Origin of the sequence: Shouchella lonarensis (assembly GCF_900096965.1) — a bacterium.
Lineage (GTDB): Bacteria > Bacillota > Bacilli > Bacillales > Bacillaceae_D > Shouchella > Shouchella lonarensis.
This window is the reverse complement of record NZ_FMYM01000004.1, coordinates 23,181-46,682: the sequence shown is the minus strand read 5'-3', so window position 1 is coordinate 46,682 and position 23,502 is coordinate 23,181. Positions and strand designations below refer to the sequence as shown.

Sequence of the window (23,502 nt, the reverse complement as noted above, 5' to 3'; positions counted from 1 at the left end):
ATGAAGCGCGTTTTTAATGGGAGAGTATTATTACTATTATTATGGGTCGTTCTTTCCGTTGTGTCTGTACTTACTCTTCCTGATATGGGGCAACTTTCACGAGATAAAGGTGACATTCGTTTGCCTGATTCAGCGCAAAGCATTGTGGCAAGAGATTTATTACAACATATGGATGATGACAACGATGAAACATATGATGTCGTTGTTGTTTGGCACAGTGGCAATAACGCAGCGTTAACAGCAGCACAACGCGAGGAAGTCGACGGCATTGTGCGTGACCTTGAGAACAAGGAAGAGCTACTTGGGATTACGAAAATGACGACACATTTAGATAGCGAAGACATTGCTGCGCAACTAACGGCAGATGATGAAACAACGGTGTTGACGCAACTATCGGTAGCCGAGTCAAAAGGAACGATTGCAGAAGTACGGGAGCAATTAAGAGAAGTGATTGACCCGGAGCAAGTAGATGTGTATTTAACCGGTGCGAAAGTGATCTCAGAGGATTTCGCAAGCACGACAGAGGACGGGATTAAGAAGACAGAAATGATTGCGGTCGTTTTTATTATTGTCGTACTTGTGCTCGTGTTTCGTTCGCCAATTGTCCCCCTTGTGTCGTTGTTGACAGTCGGTGTATCTTATATTGTGTCATTGGCGATCATTGCCAATGCCGTGTTACATGTTGACTTTCCATTTTCTAGTTTCACGCAAGTGTTTTTAATTGTGATTTTGTTTGGGGTTGGAACCGATTATAACATTTTGCTTTATACGCGTTTTAAAGAAGAATTGAGTCATACGGATGATGCATGGCAAGCGGCAAAAGCAACGATCCGGACATCAGGCAAGACAGTTGTATACAGTGGTTTGGCGGTGTTTATTGGTTTTGTAAGTTTAGCATTAGCCGAGTTTACATTGTACCAGGCGATGTCAGCGGTGGCGATTGGTGTTGGGGTACTTGTCCTCGTACTAACAACACTCAATCCATTTTTCATGGCGCTGCTTGGGAAGAAAATGTTTTGGCCGAGTAAACATTTTGCTGGGCATGGCGATAGCAAAATGTGGGCGTTCTTATCACACAATGCGGCTTTGCGTCCCGTTATTTCGATTGCGCTTGTGGCATTGTTGACGGTACCTTTCTTGTGGCAATATCGTGGTGACGTACATTACAATGACTTATTAGAAGTGGCTGATCATTATGAGTCAAAGCAAGGTATTAACGTCATTGAAGATCACTTTTCAAGTGGATTTGCTGCACCGGCAACAGTGGTGATTGACACGGAGAAGCGCTTAGATGAACAGCTGCCCCTGCGCGTGCTAGATGAGCTAACTGAGGCTTTAAGTAAAGTGGATGGAGTGTCAGAAGTATATTCCGCCACCCGTCCCACTGGTGAGCGAATTAATGGGTTGTATATTGATGAGCAAACGGGTCAGTTGCAAGATGGTTTGCACGATGCTGGAGAAGGTGCATTTGAAATTGGTGATGGTTTATCAGAAGCGGAAAAGAAATTAGCTGATCGTGATGAAAATGGCGCTGATCACGTGCAGGCGTTGATCGATGGTACAGGAAAAGCGCAAACTGGTGCGACGGAGGTGGGAAAGGCAGTCGATCAACTTGCTGCAGGCATCTCTGAAGGTGCGGAAGGTGCACAAACACTAAAAGACGGTTTGGCTTCACTAGAGGAAAACTTGGCGTTGCTACAAGGGGCAACAAGTGAACTACATGCCGGTTATACGGAGCTTGAACAAGGATTAAGCGGCTTTGGTACGAAACTTACGACTGTATCTGAGACAGTTTCTGCTGCACTGCGTGGCTGGGAGGATATGTCTGATGTTGTAAATGATTTGTTGGCGCAAGTTCCAAATGCCGGGAGCAATGCGCAAATACAAGACGCATTGGCTGCTGTGAAAGAGAAAAAAGCGCATATTGACGCATTATCAAGTGAGCTTACGCAAGCTTCACAAGACTATAACGAAGCAATGACGTCATTCCGAACAGCCAATGCGGCGCTTTCCGAAGTGAACAGCAGTTTAACAAAAATGAAAGATGGCGCTGAGGAATTAAAGGAAGGTGCAGCCACATTACAAACTGGACTAAGTGAAGGAGCGTCAGGTTCAAAAGAGTTGTCCACGAACACAGCGCAACTCGCTTCAGGGTTAGGTCAGATTAAAGAAGGGCAAACATCGCTACAAACGGCGTTAACAACGTTAAGTGAACAGATGGGTGCGTTGCAAGATGGCTTGCACGCAGGTTCAGAAGGACTTAACGAGTTGCGCGATGGTTTAGCTGATGCGGAAGGGTTTTTAGGCGATTTGAGTGGTTCTGCGGCAACGCACACGTTTTTTGTTCCTGATGATGTGCTAACTGGAGATCGATTCCAAGCAAGTCTAGATGCCTATATGTCACCGAATAGAGAGACAACGAAGTTAACGGTCATCTTAGAAACGAATCCGTATACGGTTGAAGCGATGGACGTTATTAGTGAAGTGAATGAGACGGCAGCCGCCGCATTGCAAGGAACCGTGCTCGATGAGGCGACTGTTGCAGTTGGTGGACAATCAGCAATCAATGCAGATTTGCGAGAAGTGGCGAGTGGTGACTTCTTACGGACGGCAGTGCTGATGCTTGTTGGTATCGGGATTTTCCTTGTGATCATTACCCGTTCTGTGAAGTTACCAATCTTCATTATTGGTTTACTCGCGTTTGCCTATATGACTTCATTAGCAGTTACCGAGATTGTGAGCAAGTATTTACTAGGTGTAGAAGCACTCAGTTGGAATGTCCCGTTTTTCGGTTTCATTTTACTTGTTGCGATCGGTGTGGACTATAGTATTTTCTTATTGATGCGATACAATGAGTTGCCCGGAGATCCGCTGACAGCAATGAAAGAAGCGGCGCGACACATCGGTGGTGTCGTCATTTCTGCGGCGATCATTCTTGGTGGCACATTTGCAGCGCTATATCCATCAGGTGTCCTTACACTCATTCAAGTGGCGACACTTGTCATCGTCGGTTTGGCATTGCTGAGTGTGTTACTGTTACCAGTCATGTTGCCGGGGTTGATGAGGCTTGATCAGATATTGGTGAGATGGAGTGGGCGAAAGAGAGATTTTAGTGAAAAAGGATAAGGAATAAGCCTCCTAGTGGGGCTTTTTTTCTGTTTCTGCACGCTAATAAAAACGAACATATGTTGCTAAGTGTTGGGGGTATGTAGTATGATCAGAAGAACTGGAGCAACTTGATAGTGGAAGGATTGTGGAAAATGAACGAACAACAAATCAAACAACTCATTTACGAAGATGAATGGATGATGGCCGTATTAAAAGAAGCAGCATTGCTCAATCTACCCGACTGCTGGGTATGTGCCGGGTTTGTACGCGCGAAAATTTGGGACGTTTTGCATGGGTATGCGCGGACGATATTGCGAGACGTCGACGTCATTTACTTTGATCGTAATAATTGTGATGAACAAAAGGAAAAAGCCTTGGAAGCGGTATTACGAGCGCGCATGGAAGATGTGATTTGGTCAGTAAAAAACCAAGCGCGTATGCATGAAGTAAAGGGGGTTTCACCGTACTTGTCATCCACGGATGCGGTCGCAAAATTTCCCGAAACAGCAACGGCACTTGCGGTACGATTGGTAGAAGGTGAGTTAGAGTTAATGGCACCGCATGGACTGGAAGATGTCGTCAACTTGATCGTGCGGCCGACGTCTTTTTTCAAGGAATCTCCCGCTTTAATGAATATATATCACGAGAGATTACTTGAAAAAGATTGGTTAGCGCACTGGATAAAGTTGCGCACGGTACACGAAACGGCAGCGGAAGCACTAGATGCCTATATCGTCGCGACAAACAGCCATGATTTTCGTCATGTAGCACAGCTGTTGCATGAACGATCAGTTTATTATTTTTCAAACAAAACATGTGAAACAAAAGCGGAGATCGGTGCTTATTTTACCGCTGCTTGGCAACATGTTGTCGATGAGCATTATGAGGCGGTTGATCGGGTGTGGTTATGTGAGTCTGTTTGTTTATATACGTATCGTTACAGCGGTTTTGTAGATGGGGAGTACGTAACTGGTAGTGGCAGAGCAACAAATGTGTTTGAAAAAGTGGGCGATACGTGGCTATTGTTGCACGAACATTTGAGTGCAAATCCACGATAAATCGTGTGTGAGGAGCTCATTCATCGGTACACGCCGCGCAAATGACCGTTTACGTCCAACAGTGCATCTTCATGTTGCTTATTTACGAGCGGTGGGGCGCTATCGGGTGCGAAAAACTGTAGTTCAAGCGTCTCCGGGCTGTTTGTACATAAGTTGCCACCAATGATGTTAAGGTCAAAAAAGATCATGATGGTTTGCGCTTTGTCGCCTGAAGGGTAGTGGTCATCGTATTTTGTGTAGACACCAATGAGTGCATGTACGCGCACATCTAGTCCCGTTTCTTCTTTTATTTCGCGAATGACTGCTTCTTCAGCGGATTCACCGAGTTCGATCGCACCCCCAGGGAAACCCCATGTCTTCTTGTCGCTTCTTCTTTGTAGCAAAATTTCTCCGCGATCATTGCGAATACATCCAGACGCGAAATTTAAAAATACTTTTTCCGTCCCAACTTTGTTGCGTAACCATTTGATGTAGTTCATCGTTTTCCTCCTGCTAGTGAGTCACTTTAAGTATACATGTAAACGTTCCGTTTGTGCGAGGAGACGAAGCGTTTATTGCTAGCTTTAGAGGCGATGTAGTATTATGCAGGTATATGAGAGGTGAGCAAAATGAAGTTAGGTGAGAGATTAAAGACATTGCGAGAATCACAAGCATTGTCGCGTGAAGATGTGGCCCAGTCGTTAAACGTGTCACGGCAAGCGATCTATAAATGGGAGACGGATAAAGGGTATCCTGATTTAATTAATCTCATGGCACTGAGCGAGTTGTTTCAAGTGACAGTGGATGAATTATTAAAGGGAAAGCAGGAAGTAGCTGCACATGAAGGTGAACAGGAGGATTGGGAAGATGAAGAAGAAGAGGAAGACGCGGCGCTGGCAGAAGTGGGGGATCATGGTGAAGTTGTTCGTGAAGGGGACATAAAAGAAGGAATAGGTGTTGATGTTGATGTTGGCTTTGCTATCGGTTTAATTATGATGGTTATAGGTGCTATTTTGGATTTGGGTCAAGTGTCGATATTGTTGATGGTGCTTGGGGTCATGTCAATTGTGTTTTTAGATGATTGTATTGAGTCTGTATTCACATGGAACCGACAGAGAAAAGAGCGTTGGTAATCCGCAATGTTTTGCGAGTTGATTGTTACATTATTTGTATGAATGACGACAGTAAGGAAAAACTATGAGTGAAGACCGCCCGTTGTATAGAAAGAGGAGAAGCGATGAATTGTCAATCGAGCGAAGAGTTGCAACAACTTGTCGATCAAGCAAAATCTTATACCAAAAAAGGGAAAGTAGCTGATTATATCCCGGCGCTTCAGCTTGCTGATGCAGATAAACTTTCGGTCGCTGTATATTATCCAGACGGGACATGCGCGTCTGCTGGTGATATTCACGAAAATTTTACGTTACAAAGCATTTCAAAAGTATTGGTGCTAGCGCTTGTACTGATGGATAGAGGCGAAGCGGATGTGTTCTCTCGGGTTGGGAAAGAGCCGACCGGTGATCCGTTTAATTCCATTGCCAAGCTTGAGACAAACAAACCATCTAAGCCGTTAAACCCAATGATTAATGCCGGGGCCCTAGCGGTGACACATCGGATTGTCGGTGGGACTGTTCACGAACGCCTGGAACGTTTACTAGCATTTGTCAGGCAACTAGCGGATAATGATGATATTTATTATAATGAAGAAATTGCGCGGTCTGAATATGAGACTGCTGATTTGAATCGGTCACTATGTTTCTTTTTAAGACAACACAACGTCATTGATGAAGACATTGAACAATTGATTGACTTATATACGAAGCAGTGTGCGATAGAAATGAATTGTCGTGACCTTGCCCGTATCGGTTGTGTGTTGGCGTTAGATGGTCGCGATCCAAAGACGAATGAGCAATTGCTACCAGCACGTGTGGCGCGCATTTGTAAAACATTTATGGTCACATGCGGGATGTATAATGCTTCTGGTGCGTTTGCGATAAAAGTCGGTATTCCAGCGAAAAGTGGTGTTGCTGGAGGCATTATGGGCGCGCTCCCGCATCAATTTGGGATCGGGGTTTGTGGTCCGGCGCTAGATGAAAAGGGAAACAGCATTGCCGGAATGAAGTTGCTAGAGATGATGTCAGAGAAGTATGGGCTAAGTATGTTTTAATAGGGAGAGACGAGTATGGTGACATTTTATATTGCGTCTAGCTTTCGCAATCGTGCGCAAGTCCAATATGTACGTGATACGCTTATAGACGCAGGTCTTTCTTGTACATATGATTTTACGAAACATGGTCGCGCAACGACGATGGCACAATTAAAGGCAATTGGTGAAGAAGAGGTGAAGGCCGTTCATTTAGCGGATATGCTAATCATTCTTTTGCCGGCTGGCAAGGGGAGTCACGTTGAACTCGGGCTTGCGATTGCAGAACAGAAAGCGATTTATTTGCATGCACCAGGTGGTGAAGCGTTGGCTCCTGAAGTTGCGAGCACGTTTTACTATTTGCCAATTATTCATCATTGCACGGGGACACTGGATGAGTTCGTTCAAGTCGTTGTAAGTGAAACTTTCAATCTAACGGGGAGGTTTTAAAAATGACTGTACGTGAAAAAAGGGTTTGTCAAAAGGGTCATGAGTATTTCAAAAGTAGTGATTGTCCTGTTTGCCCAATTTGTGAGAAGGCGCGCGCACCGGAAGAGGGCTTTCTTTCTCTATTATCAGCGCCAGCGCGGCGGGCGCTAGAGCACCATGGGATTACGACTTTAACGCAACTTGCCAGCTGCAGTGAAAAAGAGGTTTTAGCACTCCATGGTTTAGGTCCAGCGTCTTTGCCGACATTAAGGACAGTGTTGCAAGAAGCGGGCTTATCGTTTAAGCAGTGAACAGTTTGCATGTTCGTTGCAGATAAGATCGTTTGCGATTCAAATGCTTGTTCTGGTATGATGGTTATAGAAGTACAAAGGAATTTTCCAAATGAAAGGATGATGTGCAAATGTTATCAGAAAAAATCACCGAGGCACTGAACAAACAAATGAATTTGGAGTTCCAAGCTGCGCATGAATATATGGCGATGGCAGCGCATTGTCACGATTTGAATTACGATGGCTTTGCTGACTTTTTCATTCAGCAAGCAAAAGAAGAACGGTTTCACGGCATGAAAATTTACACCTTCTTAAATGACCGTGGCAGAAAAGCAATCTTTGGTGCGATCGAAGCCCCTAAGACGGGTTTTGACACTGTACTGGACACGTTTGAAGCAGCACTCGCACAAGAGAAAGAAGTGACAAGGCAGTATTACGATTTGTACGATTTGGTTAGAGAAGAGCGGGATTATCAAACGATGTCGTTTCTCAATTGGTTTTTAGATGAACAAGTGGAAGAAGAGTCCATGTTTGACACGCATATCGGTTATTTGAAGCGAATTCAGGGGGATGCGAATGCCCTTTATTTATATGAGCGAGAGTTAGGGCAGCGAGAGTTTACGGAAGAGGAAGCGTAGGTGTCACATCTTTATTAGTACGAGTGACTGGAAGACGCTCATAGCAACACCTCCTTTCAGAAAGGAGTGTGCTGTCCACCCTTAAGGTTCCATATATTATTGCTGTAATAGGAACATACAGTATTTCTCCTTAAAAAAGAGACCCACGCTGGTCTCTTTTTTAATTCCCCTGCCCATAGGGAAACTGGCTCTCATACCCCACATGCTGCGTATAACTCTCCTGAATTTTACTCGTATCCGCCGCTTCAAGTGGGTACAAGCCCTTTTGAAACATGCACTCGTACAGGCGACGTTGCATTTGATTGGATTCGTTGCTAATTTGGTGGATGGTTTCATATAAAGAAGCGTGACTCGCTTCGTGCTCAGCAATCGCATAAGAGACAGTAATATATTTTTCCGTCGTTAACATGTCGGTAATGAAATCGCGATCGGTCATATTTGATGTGTCAGGGATCGTAATCGCTGGGTTTTGAATTTTTTTGCTCATGATCGCTGGCTCCTTTCTATTGGTGGTATTGCCCGTCTTGCGTATGTCCGTGTAAGTGGGTAAGTAGTTGCTCGTAATGGTGTTGATGCATGTGTCCTGCGTCTTCAATTGCTTGTTTAATATCAGCATCTTGACAGTGGCGCGCAAAAAAATGGGCCTTTTTCATTGCATTTAAGTTCCAAGCGAGCATGTCGTTCATGTAATTTAAATCTTTCCCTGTCATGATCGCTGGGGGCTCAGGCATTGTTTGTGCTTGTTGTCCGCTCATGTTAGATTTCTGCATAGGTTGTTCATTCAATTGTTTTGCACCTTCTTTCTGTGATCTTGTTGCTACAGGTGATAGTGTAAAGCAGGAGGTGTATTTTTATGCGTGGCAAAGCGATATATACAAGCATAATTTAAAAAGAAAAACGAAAAATTTTTCTTGCAAACGGTATCAATTTTCGATATAGTTAAGGGGAGCTTAAAGAAAGCGCTTTTTTATTACAAATAAAATGAATGAGTGTTCATTCGTTTTTTGATTCTCGAGAGGAGGAGTACAATGACCCGACATATTCGAAAAGCAGCCGTAATCGGGGCAGGCGTGATGGGTTCAGGCATTGCTGCACATTTGGCAAACGCAGGTGTACCCGTTCTTTTGTTAGACATGGTGCCTAAAGATGTAGAGGGCAATGGTGGAGGTGCGGCAACGGTCACGAAAGCAAAGTCTCGTAATGCTTTAGTTGACAGTGCGATTGCGAAATTAAAAAAGCAAAAGCCAGCACCACTTGCGACAAAATCAACGATATCGCTCATTGAAACAGGGAATTTGGAAGATGACTTTGACAAATTAGGCGAGGTTGACTGGATTATTGAAGTGATTGTCGAAAATCTTGATGCGAAAAAAGCGTTGTTTACGCGCATTGACGCAGTACGTAAGCCAGGGACAATTGTCACTTCAAACACATCAGGAATTTCCATTAAAGCAATGGCTGAAGGCCGGAGTGAAGATTTCAAGCGTCATTTCTTAGGGACGCATTTCTTCAACCCACCGCGTTATTTGAAGTTGCTGGAAGTGATTCCAACAGAAGAGACAGATGTAGAAGTTGTATCATTTGTGCGTGATTACGTAGAAAACACACTTGGTAAAGGTGTTGTTGAAGCGAAAGATACACCGAACTTTATCGCGAACCGCATTGGTACGTATGGTTTACTTGTGACTGTCCATGAAATGGTGAAAAAAGGCTATTCCGTCGGTGAAGTTGACTCTGTGACGGGTCCACTCATTGGTCGTCCAAAAAGCGCGACGTTCCGGACGCTTGATGTGGTTGGGCTCGATACATTTTTACACGTAGCTAAAAATGTTTATGATGAAACAACAGGTGACGAGCAAGCGATGTTTGATCCACCAACGTTTATGAAAGAAATGGCGAAAAAAGGTTGGATTGGTGCGAAAAGCGGGCAAGGATTTTACTTGAAAAAAGGAAAAGAAATCTCTGAGCTTGATCCAACGACGCTTGAATATGGTCCGCGTAAAAAGTTAAAAGCGGCATCAATTGAAAAGTCGAAGGCAGTGAAATCGAAGCGTGATAAGTTGCGTACGGTTGTCTTTGCCGAAGATCGTGCCGGAGAGTTACTATGGTCGATTTTAAAACCTGTGCTTTTGTATGCAGCGGAAAAAACATACGAAATCGCGCATGACGTACTTGCCGTCGATGAAGCGATGCGCTGGGGCTTCGGCTGGGAAATGGGTCCTTTCGAGTTATGGGATGCGCTCGGCGTAAAAGATACGCTTGCGAAAATGCAACTTGAGGGTGAAGTCATTCCAACTTGGGTAACAGAGATGGTTGAGAAAGGGCATACGCATTTTTATGATGGTGGAACGTTCTATCACCACGGGGAGTACGTGCCAACCCGCAAGCACGACAAGTATATTCCATTAAAAACACTTGCAAAAGAGAAAGTCATCTTTAAAAATACAGGGGCAAAATTAATCGACATTGGTGACGATGTTGCCTTATTACAATTTACATCACCGAATAATTCGATCGGCTTAGATGTCATCCAAATGCTGAACAAGTCAATTGACGAAGCGGAGAAAAATTACAAAGGTCTTGTGATCGGCAATGAAGGCAAGAACTTCTGTGTCGGTGCCAACATCATGATGATGTTGATGGAAGCGCAAGATGACAATTTCTTTGAACTTGATATGGTCATTCGTCAGTTCCAAAAAGTCACAACCCGCATTCGTTATGCAAGTGTACCAGTCGTTGTAGCGCCGTATGCGATGACACTTGGTGGTGGTGCAGAGATTTCCTTACCAGCCGCAAGCATTCAAGCATCACACGAAACGTATATGGGCTTAGTAGAAGTTGGCGTCGGTTTAATTCCGGGCGGCGGCGGAAACAAAGAATTATACTTGCGCAACTTAGAGCGTTTCGGTACAGATAAGTTGACAAGCATTCATCAAGCAGCGCGTGAGACGTTTGAAGCGATTGCGACAGCGAAAGTGTCGACATCAGGTCCAGAGGCCATTGACAACGGTTATTTATTAGCTCGTGACGATATTATTATGAATGATCAATTCGTCAACCATGCAGCGAAGCAAAAAGTGCTTGAGCTCCATGCGAAAGGCTACAAAGCGCCTGCACGCAAGAAAATCCCAGTTACAGGTGAAGCCGGTTATGCGACGCTCATGCTCGGTGCAAAAATGATGGGCTGGGGCGGCTATGCGTCAGAACATGATTTAAAGATTGCGGGAGAACTTGCCTTTGTCATTTCTGGCGGCCGTGTGAAAGAAGGCACGCTTGTTGATGAGCAATATTTACTCGACTTAGAACGTGAAGCTTTCTTACGTTTAATTGCGGAACCGAAAACACAAGCACGGATGCAGCATATGCTTGCAAAAGGCAAGCCGTTGCGTAACTAGTGAACAAGGAGGGATGACAGACATGAAAGAAGCAGTTATTGTTGCCGGAGCAAGAACACCGGTTGGAAAAGCAAATAGAGGATCGTTTGCGGCAGTACGTTCCGATGATTTAGGTGCCGCGACAGTGAAGGAAACGTTGAAGCGAGCGAAGCATATTGCAGCAGAAGAAATTGATGATGTCATTATCGGTTGTGCGATGCCAGAAGCAGAGCAAGGCATGAACATGGCGCGGAATTTAAGTGTTCTTGCCGGCTTACCGGAAACGGTACCCGCTGTAACGATTAACCGTTATTGTGCGTCAGGATTGCAAAGTATCGCTTACGGTGCAGAGCGCATTATGCTTGGTCACTCAAAAGCGATCATTGCCGGTGGCGCGGAGTCGATGAGCATGATCCCAATGGGTGGACATGTGATTAAGCCGAACCCAACACTTGTCGATGATGCACCGGAGTATTACATGTCAATGGGTTTTACGGCTGAGGCGGTTGCGAAGCAGTATGACATTTCGCGTGAAGACCAAGATGCGTTTGCAGCAGAAAGCCATAAACGTGCAGCTGCGGCGATTGCTGCCGGGAATTTCACCGACGAAATTGTGCCATTTACAGTGAAGCAAGAAGAGATGGGCGAAGACGGCAAAGTGATGCTTGTAGAGAAGACAGTAGACACGGATGAAGGTGTCCGTACCGATACAACGCCACTGACGTTAGCTAAATTAAAGCCAGCTTTCCAATTGGGGGGCACGGTAACAGCCGGAAACGCGTCACAAATGAGTGACGGCGCGGCAAGTGTGCTCGTCATGGAAAAAGAAGAAGCGCTTAACCGCGGCATGGCGCCACTTGCAAAGTTCCGTAGCTTTGCCGTTGCTGGTGTACCACCAGAAGTGATGGGAATCGGTCCAATTGAAGCGATTCCAAAAGCGGTTCAATTGGCAGGTTTATCACTTGCAGACATTGGCTTGTTTGAGCTCAATGAAGCATTTGCCTCACAGTCACTGGCGATCATCCGTAAGCTCGGTTTAGATCATGACAAAGTGAATGTCAATGGTGGTGCGATTGCGCTCGGTCACCCACTTGGCTGTACAGGTGCGAAGTTGTCACTCACATTGTTCAATGAAATGAAACGACGCGGTGAGCAATTTGGTGTCGTCACGATGTGTATCGGTGGCGGCATGGGTGCTGCAGGTGTGTTTGAACTCGTTTAAGTGTCAAAAGAGGGGCATACGTCCCCTCTATCAATCTAACCCAATATTAGGAGGTTTTGTCATGAGTGAAACAACAAAAGACTTGATTAAAGGCGGTAACTTTTTGCTAGAAGACATTGACGCAGAGCGTGTCTTTACACCGGAAGATTACACAGAAGAGCACTTAATGATCGCCCGGACAACAGAAGAGTTTGCGGTAAACGAAGTGGTCCCTGTACTAGAAGAAATTGAAAATCATAACTTTGATCATACGGTTCGTTTATTGAAATCAGCAGGTGAGCTTGGCTTGCTTGGTGCCGATGTACCAGAAGAGTACGGCGGTGTAGGCCTTGATAAGATTAGTTCATCACTCATCTCTGAAAACTTTAACCGTGCCGGTGCGTTTGGCTTAAGCCATGGTGCCCACGTTGGCATCGGTTCTTTACCAATTGTGTTCTTCGGTACACACGAGCAAAAGAAAAAGTATTTACCTGGTTTAGCAAATGGTACGACAATCGCTGCCTACGCCTTAACAGAGCCAAGTTCAGGTTCTGATGCGCTTGGTGCCAAAGCAACAGCCGTGTTAAACGAAGAAGGCACGCACTACGTATTAAATGGTGAAAAGCAATGGATCACAAACTCCGCTTTTGCAGAAGTGTTTGTTGTTTACGCGAAAATTGATGGCGAGAAGTTCACTGCTTTCATCGTAGAAAAAGATTATCCGGGTGTGAGCACGGGCCCAGAAGAAAAGAAGATGGGTATTAAAGGCTCATCGACACGTACATTGATTTTAGAAGATGCACTTGTGCCGAAAGAAAATGTACTAGGTGAAATTGGCAAAGGTCACGTTATTGCGTTTAACATTTTAAACGTTGGTCGTTACAAGCTTGGAATTGGCTGTGTCGGTGGAGCGAAGCGTGCGCTTGAGCTTGCAGCAACCTATTCTGTTGAGCGTAAGCAGTTCAAAACGCCAATCTCTGAGTTCCGTTTAATTCAAGAGAAACTTGCTTCCATGGCCACTGAAATTTACGCATCAGAGAGCTCCATCTACCGTACAGGTGGTTTGTTCGAAGATCGTCTTGGCAGCTTAAGTGAAGAACAACAAAAAGACGGTCGTGAAGTCGCGAAGTCGATTGCAGAATATGCGATTGAGTGTTCACTAAACAAGTTCGCTGGTTCAGAAATGCTTGACTACGTGTCTGATGAAGCGGTACAAATCCACGGCGGATACGGCTTCATGGCTGAGTACGAAGTAGAGCGTATTTACCGCGACTCTCGTATTAACCGGATTTTCGAAGGAACAAACGAAATCAATCGTCTGCTCGTACCAGGCACGTTAATGCGTAAAGCGATGAAAGGTGAGCTTGCGTTCCTTGAACAAGCACAAAGCTTGCAAGAAGAGCTCATGATGTTTATGCCAGAAGAAACTGGTGACGAGCCACTTGCGCAAGAAAAGTATCTAGTGTCGACGATGAAAAAAGTGTTCTTAATGATCGCCGGTCTCGGTGCCCAAAAATACGGCCCAGCGCTTGAGAAAGAGCAAGAGGTTCTTGCAGTTGTCGCTGACATCGTGAGTGATATTTACTCGATGGAATCTGTCGTTTTACGTACAGAAAAAGCAGCAAACAAAACGTCGTTTGAAAAAGAAGCACAAAAGCTTCTCATGACAGAAGTATTCGTTCAAGAAGCAGTCAACCGCATTGAAGCAAGCGCGAAGAAAGCGTTGATTCACATGCAAGAAGGTGACACGCTCCGTACGATGATGTCGATGTTGCGTAAGCTTACGCGCCATCAACCAATCAATGTCGTTGAGAAAAAGCGTGAAATTGCAAAAGGTGTCATTGCAGCGAAGAAATACGTTGTTTAATTAGGTGACAATTTTGGGGCTCTAAATAGAGCCGCAAAAATAAATAAAAATACTCCTCTCGCAAGGAGTATTCTCCTCAGTCAAGAAGAAGTCTGCATGCAGACTTCTTCTTTTCACATAAAGATTGAATTTTCGTCGTGACCGTCATAAAATAAAGCCAAGGGGTGATTTTGATGCCAGCAACAACAGAAACACCTTTATCAAAGAAACCAAAAATAGGACGGATGAAGAAAGTGATCATAGGGTTAGTTATTTTTATTGTACTCGCGATCTTAGCAGTGGTTGGCGTTGCAACATATGTTGGTTGGAACTTATCACACCCAGAACGAGTAGAGATTGATGAGACACCAGCTGACCATGGACTCAAGTTTGAAGAAATTGGCTTTAAAAGCAAAGCAGATGATATTTCCTTGAAGGGCTGGTGGATCCCGGCGCAGCGAGAAGGGCAAGAGATACAATCGACCAAAGCAGTTGTGTTTTCACACGGTTACGGACAATCTCGTTTGCAAGCAGGGAATCAAATCCTTCCTCTCGCAAAAAGGTTAGCAGAAGAAGGCTATCATTTGTTGTTATTTGATTACCGTGCTTCTGGGGAATCTGAAGGAGATGCGGTCACACTTGGGCAGTATGAGTCACAAGATTTGTTGTCGGCTTTTTCATTTGCACAAGAGGACAAAGGAATGGAAGATGTCGCTGTGATTGGTTGGTCAATGGGCGCTGCTTCGGCTTTACTAGCAGTTGCGCAGTCGAATACAGTTGATGTTGTGATCGCCGACAGTCCATTTGCGAATTTACGCCAGTATCTATCGTCTAATTTATCGCATTGGAGTGATCTGCCAGATATCCCATTTACGCCTGTCACGATGCAAGTGATCCCAAGGCTCATTGGCGCCGATATTGATGAAGTAAGTCCGATTGATGCGATCACGCAAGCAGAAAATAAAGCGGTTTACTTCATTCATGGGAAAAATGATGACGCCATTCCGTATACAGATAGTGAAGCGATTCATGCATCAATGGGTGGGAAAAATGAATTATGGATTGCGGAGAATGACGGGCATGTAGAGACAGTGAATGAACTAGCTGATGAATATGCCGACAAAGTTGTCCGTTTCTTACAGGAAAACTTTTAGTCAGTTTTAGAAGGAGAGAAAAATGATGACGATAAAAATGTACCACTACCCAAAATGTAGCACATGTCGGAAGGCGCAAAAATGGCTGAGTGATCATGAAGTTGCGTACGAAGCCATTGATGTCGTGAATGCCCCACCGACAGCAGCGCAAATTGAACAATGGCATAAAGATAGTGGGGAAGCGCTAAAACGCTTTTTTAATACGAGTGGACAGAAATACCGCGCTCTTGATTTAAAAAATAAACTTGCCGATATGTCTGAACAAGAACAGTATGCGTTGCTTGCTTCTGATGGTATGCTATTAAAACGTCCACTTGTGACAGATGGCAACCAAGTTACGCTTGGTTTCAAAGAAGATGTTTATGAAAACACTTGGTTAGCGAAAGAAAAATAAGTGCATCTCATTTGGGGATCATTTTTAATTATGGTAAAATGAGCTTGAATGTGTTGTGATGTTTTTTGGAAAAAGTGTCAACCCTAATAAGGAAATGATGATGGAGGCGATGAGGATGAGTAACTTACCTGAAGAACTAAAGTATTCAGAGGAACATGAATGGGTGAAAGTAGAAGGTGACAACGTCCGCATTGGGATTACATATTTTGCCCAGTCTGAGCTTGGCGACATTGTATTTGTAGAGTTGCCAGAAGTCGGTGATGAGATCGAAGCGGATGAGCCATTTGGTAGTGTTGAATCTGTCAAAACGGTTTCTGAGTTATACGCACCAGTGAGTGGAAAAGTCGTTGCAGTGAATGAAGAGCTCGAAGACTCACCAGAATTTGTAAATGAATCACCATATGGGAAAGCATGGATGATTGTTGTTGAACCAAGCAATATGAGTGACGTGGAAAATTTAATGTCTGCTGGTGAGTACCAGGAAATGATTAGCGAAGCTGAATAGATCATAAAAATGATGATTGACGGTGTAACTAAATCATGCTATGATACGGCTACGTGATGAAAACAAGTGAATATTCTTATCAAGAGCGGTGGAGGGACTGGCCCGACGAAACCCGGCAACCACAAACGTCATGTTTGCAGGTGCTAAATCCTGCAGAGTGTAGAACTCTGAGAGATGAGATGAAAGTGATAGATAAAATCTTTCTGCTCATGCAGAAAGATTTTTTTGTTGGGAGGAATGACGATGATCTCACTAACAGGTGTGAGTAAAACGTTCCAGACAAAGTCGGGAGCGATTGAGGCTGTACGTAACCTGGATTTAACGATTGAAGAAGGACAAATATATGGGATTATTGGTTACAGTGGAGCTGGCAAAAGTACATTGATCCGCTTGCTGAATCTGTTAGAACGTCCCACTGCCGGAGAGATAGCGGTTGATGGTCATATCTTATCGAGACTATCAGCAAAACAATTGCGTCATGCGCGCCAAAAAATAGGGATGGTGTTTCAACATTTTAATTTGTTATGGTCGCGAACGGTATGGGAAAATATCTCATTACCATTAGAGGTCGCAGGAGTACCGCGGGAACAACGTCAAGAAAGGGTAAAGGAACTTTTGCGGCTTGTCGGTTTGGATGGTCGCGAGGATCATTACCCATCAGAGTTGAGTGGTGGTCAAAAGCAACGTGTCGGCATTGCGCGTGCACTCGCGAATGAACCGAGCGTATTGCTTTGCGATGAGGCGACATCTGCCCTTGACCCGAGGACAACCGATGCGATTTTAGACTTATTACTAGCAATTAATAAGAAACTGAAGGTAACCATCGTGCTTATTACGCACGAGATGCATGTCATTCAAAAGATTTGTGACCATGTTGCGGTGATGGATCAAGGAGAGGTTGTTGAGAAAGGTCCTGTCATGGATGTGTTTCGCCGTCCCCAAGCGCAGATGACAAAGTTATTTGTAAAAGAACTTGCGAAGACGGATGAAGAAGAGGAGTCGCTCTGGGAGCGACTAGCTGAAAAAGGCGATGGGGTGATTGCGTCGTTGACATTTAGTGCAAATCCATTAGAAGAAACACTCGTCACTGATGTGATTCGCCGCTTTCCAATTGAGATTTCGATTTTACATGGGAACATTTCCAAGTTACAACAAGGGTCAGTCGGTAAGTTGTTTGTTCGTTTCTCAGGCGAAGAAGTGGAGATTGAGGCGACGCTTGCATATATACGTGAACGTGGGGTAGAAGTAGAGGTGATCAACCATGCTTAGCAACGTCGTTTGGGAAGATGTTTGGGTGGCAACGTGGGAGACGGTTTATATGACCATCGCTTCTAGTGTTGCGACATTTGTGTTAGGGTTGGCGCTTGGGCTCGTGCTTTATTTGACGGCAAAAGGGGGCGCTTGGGAGAGCCGTTTGACCTATGTCGTTATCGGAACAGTTGTCAATGTATTTCGCTCGATCCCGTTTATCATTTTAATTATTTTATTAATTCCTTTCACGCGCATGATTGTGGGGTCGATGTTTGGCGCTTCTGCAGCACTTCCGGCTTTAATTATTGGTGCAGCGCCATTTTATGCACGAATGGTTGAGCTCGCTTTGCGCGAAGTCGATCGCGGTGTCGTTGAAGCCGCTCAGTCAATGGGGGCATCACATGCACATATTGTGTGGAAGGTGCTCATTCCTGAAGCACTGCCAGCATTAATTTCAGGGATCACAGTGACGACGGTCGCGCTTGTCGGTTACACGGCAATGGCTGGTACAATCGGTGCTGGCGGACTTGGGACACTGGCATTTCAGCAAGGGTTTCAACGAACGAATACAGAAGTAATGCTTGTGGCGACAGTTGTGATTTTATTAATTGTATTTTTGTTTCAGTGGCTCGGAGATTCACTCACAAGAAAGATAGATAAACGATAGGGGGAATGTAAAATGAAAAAATGGTTGTTAGGATTAGGTGTATTCGCAGCGAGTACGGGACTTGTGGCTTGTGGAAATAGCGGTGAAAAAGACGGATCAAAAGTAACAGTCGGTGCATCAAATGTGCCCCATGCAGAAATTTTGGAAGAAGCAAAGCCACTTCTAAAAGAAAAAGGTTTTGATTTAGAAATTAAAGTGTTTGATGATTACATTTTACCGAACCGGGCCCTTCAGGACGAGGAAATTGACGCAAACTTTTTCCAACACCGTCCATATTTAGACCAGCAAATTGCTGACCACGGCTATGACTTTGTGGAAGTAGGCGCAGTGCACTTGGAGCCAATCGGTCTTTACTCACAAGACTATGACAAGTTGGATGAGCTTCCTGACGGGGCAACGGTGCTAATGAGCAATTCTGTTTCCGATTACGGGCGAATTCTTTCGTTATTACAAGAAGCGGGGCTCATTACATTAAAAGACGGTGTTCCTGCTGTGGAAGCGACGGAAGCAGATATTGTAGAGAATCCGAAAAATATTCGCATTGATGCTGGTCCGAATCCAGAAATGTTGCCACAAGCGTATCAATCAAATGAGGCAGACGTCGTCGCAATTAATTCGAATTTCGCGATGGGCGCCGGCATTTCTCCAGTGGAAGAAGCAATTTATTTAGAAGCGGGCGATGAAAGCAATCCATACGCCAATATTGTCGTGACACGCAAAGATAGCGCTGATGATGAGGCAGTCAAAGCGCTGATTTCGGTGCTCGACTCTGATGAAATCAAAGCGTTTATTGATGAAAAGTATGCCGGTGCCGTGATCGCAGTCGATTAAGTAGCGGAGCAAGATCTCTCAAGTGAGGGGTCTTGTTTTTTTTTGAAGGGAAAAAGGAGGGCGATCGCGAAAGAGATAGTATATGCGCAAATTTTGTTCAAGACGGAGTGTGATTGTGATGGAACTATTAAGCGAAGAGAACGTATCTGACAGAGATGTATCCTTACAAGAGGTTGTGCTTAAAGGACGTGTATACGGGACGTTGTTAAATGATCTTGTTGAGCTAGAAACAATGAAAGACGATTTTCTCAAGTCTCCTTATAAGCAACCACCCGAAGCACCTGTACTTTATATGAAACCACGTAATACGTATAACGAACATGGCCAACCGTTATTATTACCGAAGGATGTGGCGGAAGTACAAATGGGGGCAACGCTAGGCATTGTCATTGGACAGACTGCAACGGCAGTGAAAAAAATATCTGCGCTTGACGTTGTTTCTGGTTTTACAATTATTGGTGACGTGACTGTGCCGCACAAAAGTTTTTTCCGTCCGGCAGTGAAACATCGCGCGCGGGATGGTTTTTGTTTTTTAGGCCCGCAAGTGATAGGCAGCGCTTTGATAGATGACATTAATGACGTAGAGGTGAAGACGTATGTCAATGATCAGATTGTATGTTCATGGCTAACGTCAAACTTATACCGTTCAGTTGCACAATTGCTTGAGGACGTGACAGCTTTTATGACACTATCACGAGGTGATGTCCTGCACGTTGGTGTGCGTCAAGATGCGCCGATTGTGCGCAAGGCCGATCGTATCCGGATTGAGATTGATCCGATTGGCGTATTAGAAACAAACGTTGTGCGTGAACAAGCAATAATCGTAGACAGGGGGCATCTCTAGTGAAAACAGCACGAGTACGTTACGAAGGTGATTGCCATGAAGCAACAGAGGCGAATGGACAAGTGATGTTACAAGATGGGCGCATGTTGACGGAAATGGATGTTGAGTGGTTACCGCCCATCGAGCCTAGAACGACATTTGCGCTTGGGCTCAATTATGCCGATCATGCGAGCGAGCTTGCTTTTCAAGCGCCAGAAGAGCCGTTACTTTTTTTGAAAGGGCCTAATACATTTGTGGGTCATCGCAATAAGACGGTTCGACCAGAAGATGTTACGTTTATGCACTATGAATGCGAACTCGCTGTTGTGATTGGCGAAACAGCCCGCGATGTTGCTGAAAATGAGGCGTACAGGTATGTGTTAGGATATACGATTGCCAACGACTATGCATTTCGTGATTACTTGGAAAACTATTACCGTCCTAATTTAAGGGTGAAGAATCGTGACCATAGTACACCACTCGGTCCGTGGCTCGTGACCGCTGATGAAGTGCCTGATCCGATGAATTTGATGTTACGTACGTATGTGAATGGCGTATTAACGCAAGAAGGATCGACACGCGACATGGTGTTTACGATCCCGCAGTTAATTGCGCACATCAGCTCGTTTATGACGTTGTCTAAAGGAGATGTCATTTTGACCGGGACGCCGAAAGGGACGGTGAATGTGGAAGTCGGTGATGAGATAATTACAGAAATCGAAGGGTTAGGGAAGCTTGCGAATACGATTGTAAGGGAGAAACAAGCTGTTGGACGATCGTAAAGGAGGCGCACGATGCCACATATTACAGTGGAATATACCGATAATTTGCAAGGCGAAACCGATATGCGATCGCTGTTAGCAAAGATCAACCAAGTATTGATTGATCGCGCGCCCCTTTTTCCCGTTGGAGGGATCCGTTCGCGCGCGATCATGTTGCACGATTATGTCGTTGTCGATGGCGCAGAAGATGACGCATTTGTACATGTCATTATGAAAATCGGGGCCGGGCGCACTGAAGAAGTGAAAACAGAAGTGTGCGAGGCGGTGTTTGCGGTTGTGTGTGACACGTTTGCCGATGTGTTTGAACGACGTTATCTTGCGCTTTCGTTGGAGTTGGTGGAGTTTGCGGAAGGTGGGACTTATAAGAAGAATAATATTCATGAGCGGTATAAGCGTAGAAGTTAGGGGATTAAATAGATGACATTGACAAATACGCGTCCGAAATGGTCTGTTGACGCAAGTGTAGGGGAGTTACCGTATTCATTCGAGTGGATTTGTAATGAAATATTGACTCCAGCTGGTATTCAAGTTAGTGAATCTTATAGGGAACATGAAAGCGCTGAATACGGCGCTGTTCAATTTCATTTGAATGGACAGCGTGCGCTTTTTCGTCAAGCGAAACGCACACCAAAAAAAGTGGGGCAGTTTGTCACCTTATGGAAAAGGGAGACACCTGCATTTGAAATTGCGCCACTCGATGCGTCTGATGACATCGAGTGGGTGCTCATTGCAAGTGATGAAGGTGCTAGATGTGGGATGTTTCTTTTCCCTAAATTAGTGCTTATAAAAAAGGGCATATTTTCTCGGCAACATATTGGGGGTAAACGGGCTTTTCGCGTCTATGGCCCATGGACAACACCGACAGCAAGTCAAGCACAGAGAACGAAGAAGTGGCAAAGTGACTACTTTGACGAGTTTGTAGAGGGGAAAATGAAAGAAACGATTTGTCAGGTTAACTCGCGTGTAATGGGGTAGGAGCTGGTGTGGGGTTGGCGTTATCTCCAAGTAAAATGACAAAAAGCCGAGCACAGCTCGGCTTTTTGCATATCTTTTTTAGGAAGAAATGTAGGGTTGTTTACATCACCCCACAATACTTCCCAGAAAAATAAGCAAGCGGTTGCTCATCATTGACGACTAAGTCTCGAACGGCGCCAATATAAATGGTGTGATCCCCTTCTTGGTGGGCGTTGTGCACGTCACAAGTAATGTAAGCAAGCGCATCGCGCAAAATAGGGAGCTGGTCAAACGTTTCAAAGGAGATATTGTCCACTTGTGGCCCACCGGCGAAATGGGTCGATATATCCGCTTGTTGTTTCGTTAATAAGTTCACGGCAAAGCGCCCAGACTGCGCTAAATACGCGTGCATGGCCGCTTTGTTGGCAACGGATACGGCAATGAGCATTGGGTTGAGTGATACGCTCATAAAAGCATTTGCGGTCATCCCGTGCGTGATGCCATCAATGTTTGTTGTAATGACGGTCACACCGGTTGGAAAGCGGCTCATCGCCGTGCGGAAACGTTGTTCATCCATGGAAAAGCCCCCCTCTCATTTCAGTTGGTTAAAGACAACGAGTTTCAGTTCTGTCATTTCTTCGATCGCATACGTAATGCCTTCGCGTCCGGTGCCACTTTCTTTGACGCCCCCGTAAGGCATATGATCAACACGGTAAGTGGGGATGTCATTGATCATGACGCCGCCTACGTGTAGTTTCTTGGCAGCGTTTAAAGCGTGATGGATATCATTCGTGTAAATCCCGGCTTGCAGGCCGTAGCGTGAATCATTGACGTGGGTGACCCCTTCTTCTAGAGACGCAATGCGATTAATGAGCACGACAGGGCCGAAAACTTCATCGCAAGAGATACGTGTCTCTTTTGGGACATGTAGCAAAACAGTCGGCTCGATGATCGCACCATCGCGATGCCCGCCACACCCAAGTGTTGCGCCTGCTTCAAGCGCGTCGTTGATCCACGTATGAACACGCGCGGCATCGTTTTCTGAAATGAGTGCCGATATATCCGTCTCGTCATGCGTCGGATCGCCTGTCACAAGGGATTTGCTGGCGTTAATAAAAGCAGCAACAAATTCATCATAAAGGTCTTCGTGGACATAAATGCGTTGCAATGAAATACATACTTGTCCTTGAAAAGTAAAGGCACCAATCGCACAGCGTTTTGCAATCGCGTGCGGGTCGATTTGCTTGTCAACAATGAGGGCGGAATTGGAGCCGAGTTCAAGCGTCACTTTTTTCAAGCCTGCTTTGGCGCGAATTTCTTTTCCGACTTCGGCACTGCCAGTGAAGGTAATCATTTGGACGCGGTCGTCTGTGACAAGCGCATCGCCGATGGTTTTTCCGCTACCAGTGACGATATGAAAAGCACCGGCTGGTAGTCCTGCTTCCGTGAGTAATTGTCCTAAAAAATAGGCCGACAACGGTGTCTGTGAAGCTGGTTTTAAAATGACGGTATTTCCAGAAGCAATCGCTGGCCCGATCTTATGCGCGACAAGATTGAGTGGGAAATTAAACGGTGTAATCGCACCAATGATGCCGAGCGGCTCGCGCATCGTCAAGCCAATCCGTCCAACCCCATTAGGGGCTGCGTCCATTGGCAACGTCTCTCCGCGCTGGTTATACGCAGCATGGGCAGCGAATCGGTATGTTTGGATCGTGCGCGCCACTTCTTCTTTTGCGGTGCGGATTGGTTTGGCGGTTTCAGCACAAATCAGTGCCGCGGCGATGTCTTGTTTTTGCTCAAGCAAGGAGACGAGCCGGTCTAATATGTCACCGCGCTGATGGGCAGGAAGAGCGGCCATCGCCTCTTTTGCCTGTGCCGCAGCTGTAATCGCCTGATCGACGTCTGCTTTCGACATGCGCGGAATGTGCGCGAGTGTGCGCCCGTCGTAAGGGGCGGTGAGCACACTTGTATCGCGCTGTTCGCCCCAATCTTTTAATATATATGGTTGAAGCGTCGTGTCAATGTATTGCTGGATGTTCATCGTCATGACCCTCCCAATTGTAAAAAATGCGTCT

The 23,502-nt window shown here is 45.3% G+C and carries 25 protein-coding genes and 1 riboswitch; of the genes, 20 read left to right on the top strand and 5 right to left on the bottom strand.

Going from position 1 to position 23,502, the window contains the following annotated elements; translation table 11 throughout:
• Together BLT29_RS04745 and BLT29_RS14010 are read left to right on the top strand one after the other, a co-directional pair.
• Positions 1-3,126, top strand: coding sequence for an MMPL family transporter (locus BLT29_RS04745; RefSeq protein WP_090775184.1), 3,126 nt, complete (start codon positions 1-3; stop codon positions 3,124-3,126).
• A gap of 134 nt (positions 3,127-3,260) precedes the next feature.
• On the top strand, positions 3,261-4,166 hold the full coding sequence (locus tag BLT29_RS14010) for a nucleotidyltransferase family protein (protein ID WP_367576280.1): 906 nt from the start codon (positions 3,261-3,263) through the stop codon (positions 4,164-4,166).
• A gap of 20 nt (positions 4,167-4,186) precedes the next feature.
• On the opposite strand, the gene BLT29_RS04735 is transcribed toward BLT29_RS14010, so the two are convergent.
• Complete coding sequence (locus BLT29_RS04735; protein ID WP_090775182.1) at positions 4,187-4,645, bottom strand: NUDIX hydrolase; 459 nt, start codon at positions 4,643-4,645, stop codon at positions 4,187-4,189.
• 129 nt (positions 4,646-4,774) lie between these two features.
• Between BLT29_RS04735 and BLT29_RS04730 the strand changes: the two genes are divergently transcribed.
• The 5 genes from BLT29_RS04730 (at position 4,775) to BLT29_RS04710 (ending at position 7,645) form a co-directional block, all read left to right on the top strand.
• Positions 4,775-5,278, top strand: coding sequence for a helix-turn-helix domain-containing protein (locus tag BLT29_RS04730; RefSeq protein WP_090775181.1), 504 nt, complete (start codon positions 4,775-4,777; stop codon positions 5,276-5,278).
• Between the two features lie 104 nt (positions 5,279-5,382).
• Positions 5,383-6,312, top strand: coding sequence for a glutaminase A (glsA, locus tag BLT29_RS04725; RefSeq protein WP_090775180.1), 930 nt, complete (start codon positions 5,383-5,385; stop codon positions 6,310-6,312).
• A gap of 15 nt (positions 6,313-6,327) precedes the next feature.
• Positions 6,328-6,738, top strand: a complete 411-nt coding sequence (locus tag BLT29_RS04720; protein ID WP_245701085.1) for a group-specific protein — start codon at positions 6,328-6,330, stop codon at positions 6,736-6,738.
• A gap of 2 nt (positions 6,739-6,740) precedes the next feature.
• Entirely contained in the window at positions 6,741-7,028 is a 288-nt protein-coding gene (locus BLT29_RS04715) for an RNA polymerase alpha subunit C-terminal domain-containing protein (protein WP_090775179.1), read from the top strand.
• A gap of 110 nt (positions 7,029-7,138) precedes the next feature.
• On the top strand, positions 7,139-7,645 hold the full coding sequence (locus BLT29_RS04710) for a ferritin (protein ID WP_090775178.1): 507 nt from the start codon (positions 7,139-7,141) through the stop codon (positions 7,643-7,645).
• A 160-nt stretch (positions 7,646-7,805) separates the two neighbouring features.
• On the opposite strand, the gene BLT29_RS04705 is transcribed toward BLT29_RS04710, so the two are convergent.
• Both BLT29_RS04705 and BLT29_RS04700 read right to left on the bottom strand, forming a co-directional pair.
• Complete coding sequence (locus BLT29_RS04705; protein ID WP_176763806.1) at positions 7,806-8,132, bottom strand: spore coat protein; 327 nt, start codon at positions 8,130-8,132, stop codon at positions 7,806-7,808.
• A 16-nt stretch (positions 8,133-8,148) separates the two neighbouring features.
• Positions 8,149-8,430, bottom strand: a complete 282-nt coding sequence (locus BLT29_RS04700; protein WP_437182624.1) for a hypothetical protein — start codon at positions 8,428-8,430, stop codon at positions 8,149-8,151.
• Positions 8,431-8,673: 243 nt separating this feature from the next.
• Here BLT29_RS04700 and BLT29_RS04695 point away from each other — a divergent pair, with 243 nt between their 5' ends.
• From BLT29_RS04695 to BLT29_RS04635, 13 genes are all read left to right on the top strand, one after another.
• On the top strand, positions 8,674-11,040 hold the full coding sequence (locus BLT29_RS04695) for a 3-hydroxyacyl-CoA dehydrogenase/enoyl-CoA hydratase family protein (protein ID WP_090775177.1): 2,367 nt from the start codon (positions 8,674-8,676) through the stop codon (positions 11,038-11,040).
• 22 nt (positions 11,041-11,062) lie between these two features.
• Positions 11,063-12,241 (top strand): acetyl-CoA C-acetyltransferase, encoded by a 1,179-nt coding sequence (locus tag BLT29_RS04690; protein WP_090775176.1) that lies wholly within the window; start codon positions 11,063-11,065, stop codon positions 12,239-12,241.
• 61 nt (positions 12,242-12,302) lie between these two features.
• A complete protein-coding gene (locus BLT29_RS04685; protein ID WP_090775175.1) occupies positions 12,303-14,087 on the top strand; it encodes an acyl-CoA dehydrogenase FadE in 1,785 nt (594 codons plus the stop codon).
• A 173-nt stretch (positions 14,088-14,260) separates the two neighbouring features.
• Positions 14,261-15,220, top strand: coding sequence for an alpha/beta hydrolase (locus BLT29_RS04680; RefSeq protein WP_090775174.1), 960 nt, complete (start codon positions 14,261-14,263; stop codon positions 15,218-15,220).
• Between the two features lie 25 nt (positions 15,221-15,245).
• A complete protein-coding gene (locus tag BLT29_RS04675; protein WP_090775173.1) occupies positions 15,246-15,614 on the top strand; it encodes an arsenate reductase family protein in 369 nt (122 codons plus the stop codon).
• A gap of 115 nt (positions 15,615-15,729) precedes the next feature.
• Entirely contained in the window at positions 15,730-16,119 is a 390-nt protein-coding gene (gcvH, locus tag BLT29_RS04670) for a glycine cleavage system protein GcvH (protein WP_090775172.1), read from the top strand.
• 73 nt (positions 16,120-16,192) lie between these two features.
• Positions 16,193-16,300: riboswitch (SAM riboswitch) on the top strand.
• Positions 16,301-16,362: 62 nt separating this feature from the next.
• Entirely contained in the window at positions 16,363-17,388 is a 1,026-nt protein-coding gene (locus tag BLT29_RS04665) for a methionine ABC transporter ATP-binding protein (protein ID WP_090775171.1), read from the top strand.
• The gene (locus tag BLT29_RS04660) at positions 17,381-18,037 is read left to right on the top strand and encodes a methionine ABC transporter permease (protein WP_090775170.1); all 657 of its coding nucleotides are present in this window, start codon (positions 17,381-17,383) and stop codon (positions 18,035-18,037) included. The genes BLT29_RS04665 and BLT29_RS04660 overlap by 8 nt, the downstream gene beginning before the upstream one ends.
• A 12-nt stretch (positions 18,038-18,049) precedes the next feature.
• Positions 18,050-18,868, top strand: a complete 819-nt coding sequence (locus BLT29_RS04655) for a MetQ/NlpA family ABC transporter substrate-binding protein (RefSeq protein WP_090775169.1) — start codon at positions 18,050-18,052, stop codon at positions 18,866-18,868.
• An 82-nt stretch (positions 18,869-18,950) separates the two neighbouring features.
• A complete protein-coding gene (locus BLT29_RS04650; RefSeq protein WP_090775168.1) occupies positions 18,951-19,712 on the top strand; it encodes a fumarylacetoacetate hydrolase family protein in 762 nt (253 codons plus the stop codon).
• The gene (locus BLT29_RS04645; protein WP_090775167.1) at positions 19,712-20,473 is read left to right on the top strand and encodes a fumarylacetoacetate hydrolase family protein; all 762 of its coding nucleotides are present in this window, start codon (positions 19,712-19,714) and stop codon (positions 20,471-20,473) included. The genes BLT29_RS04650 and BLT29_RS04645 overlap by 1 nt, the downstream gene beginning before the upstream one ends.
• Before the next feature lie 12 nt (positions 20,474-20,485).
• Entirely contained in the window at positions 20,486-20,878 is a 393-nt protein-coding gene (locus BLT29_RS04640; RefSeq protein ID WP_090775166.1) for a 5-carboxymethyl-2-hydroxymuconate Delta-isomerase, read from the top strand.
• Positions 20,879-20,890: 12 nt separating this feature from the next.
• Positions 20,891-21,448, top strand: a complete 558-nt coding sequence (locus BLT29_RS04635) for a MepB family protein (protein ID WP_090775165.1) — start codon at positions 20,891-20,893, stop codon at positions 21,446-21,448.
• 100 nt (positions 21,449-21,548) lie between these two features.
• On the opposite strand, the gene BLT29_RS04630 is transcribed toward BLT29_RS04635, so the two are convergent.
• Together BLT29_RS04630 and BLT29_RS04625 are read right to left on the bottom strand one after the other, a co-directional pair.
• On the bottom strand, positions 21,549-22,004 hold the full coding sequence (locus tag BLT29_RS04630; protein ID WP_090775164.1) for a flavin reductase family protein: 456 nt from the start codon (positions 22,002-22,004) through the stop codon (positions 21,549-21,551).
• A 15-nt stretch (positions 22,005-22,019) separates the two neighbouring features.
• Positions 22,020-23,468, bottom strand: coding sequence for an aldehyde dehydrogenase family protein (locus tag BLT29_RS04625; protein WP_090775163.1), 1,449 nt, complete (start codon positions 23,466-23,468; stop codon positions 22,020-22,022).
• Positions 23,469-23,502 lie beyond the last annotated feature (34 nt).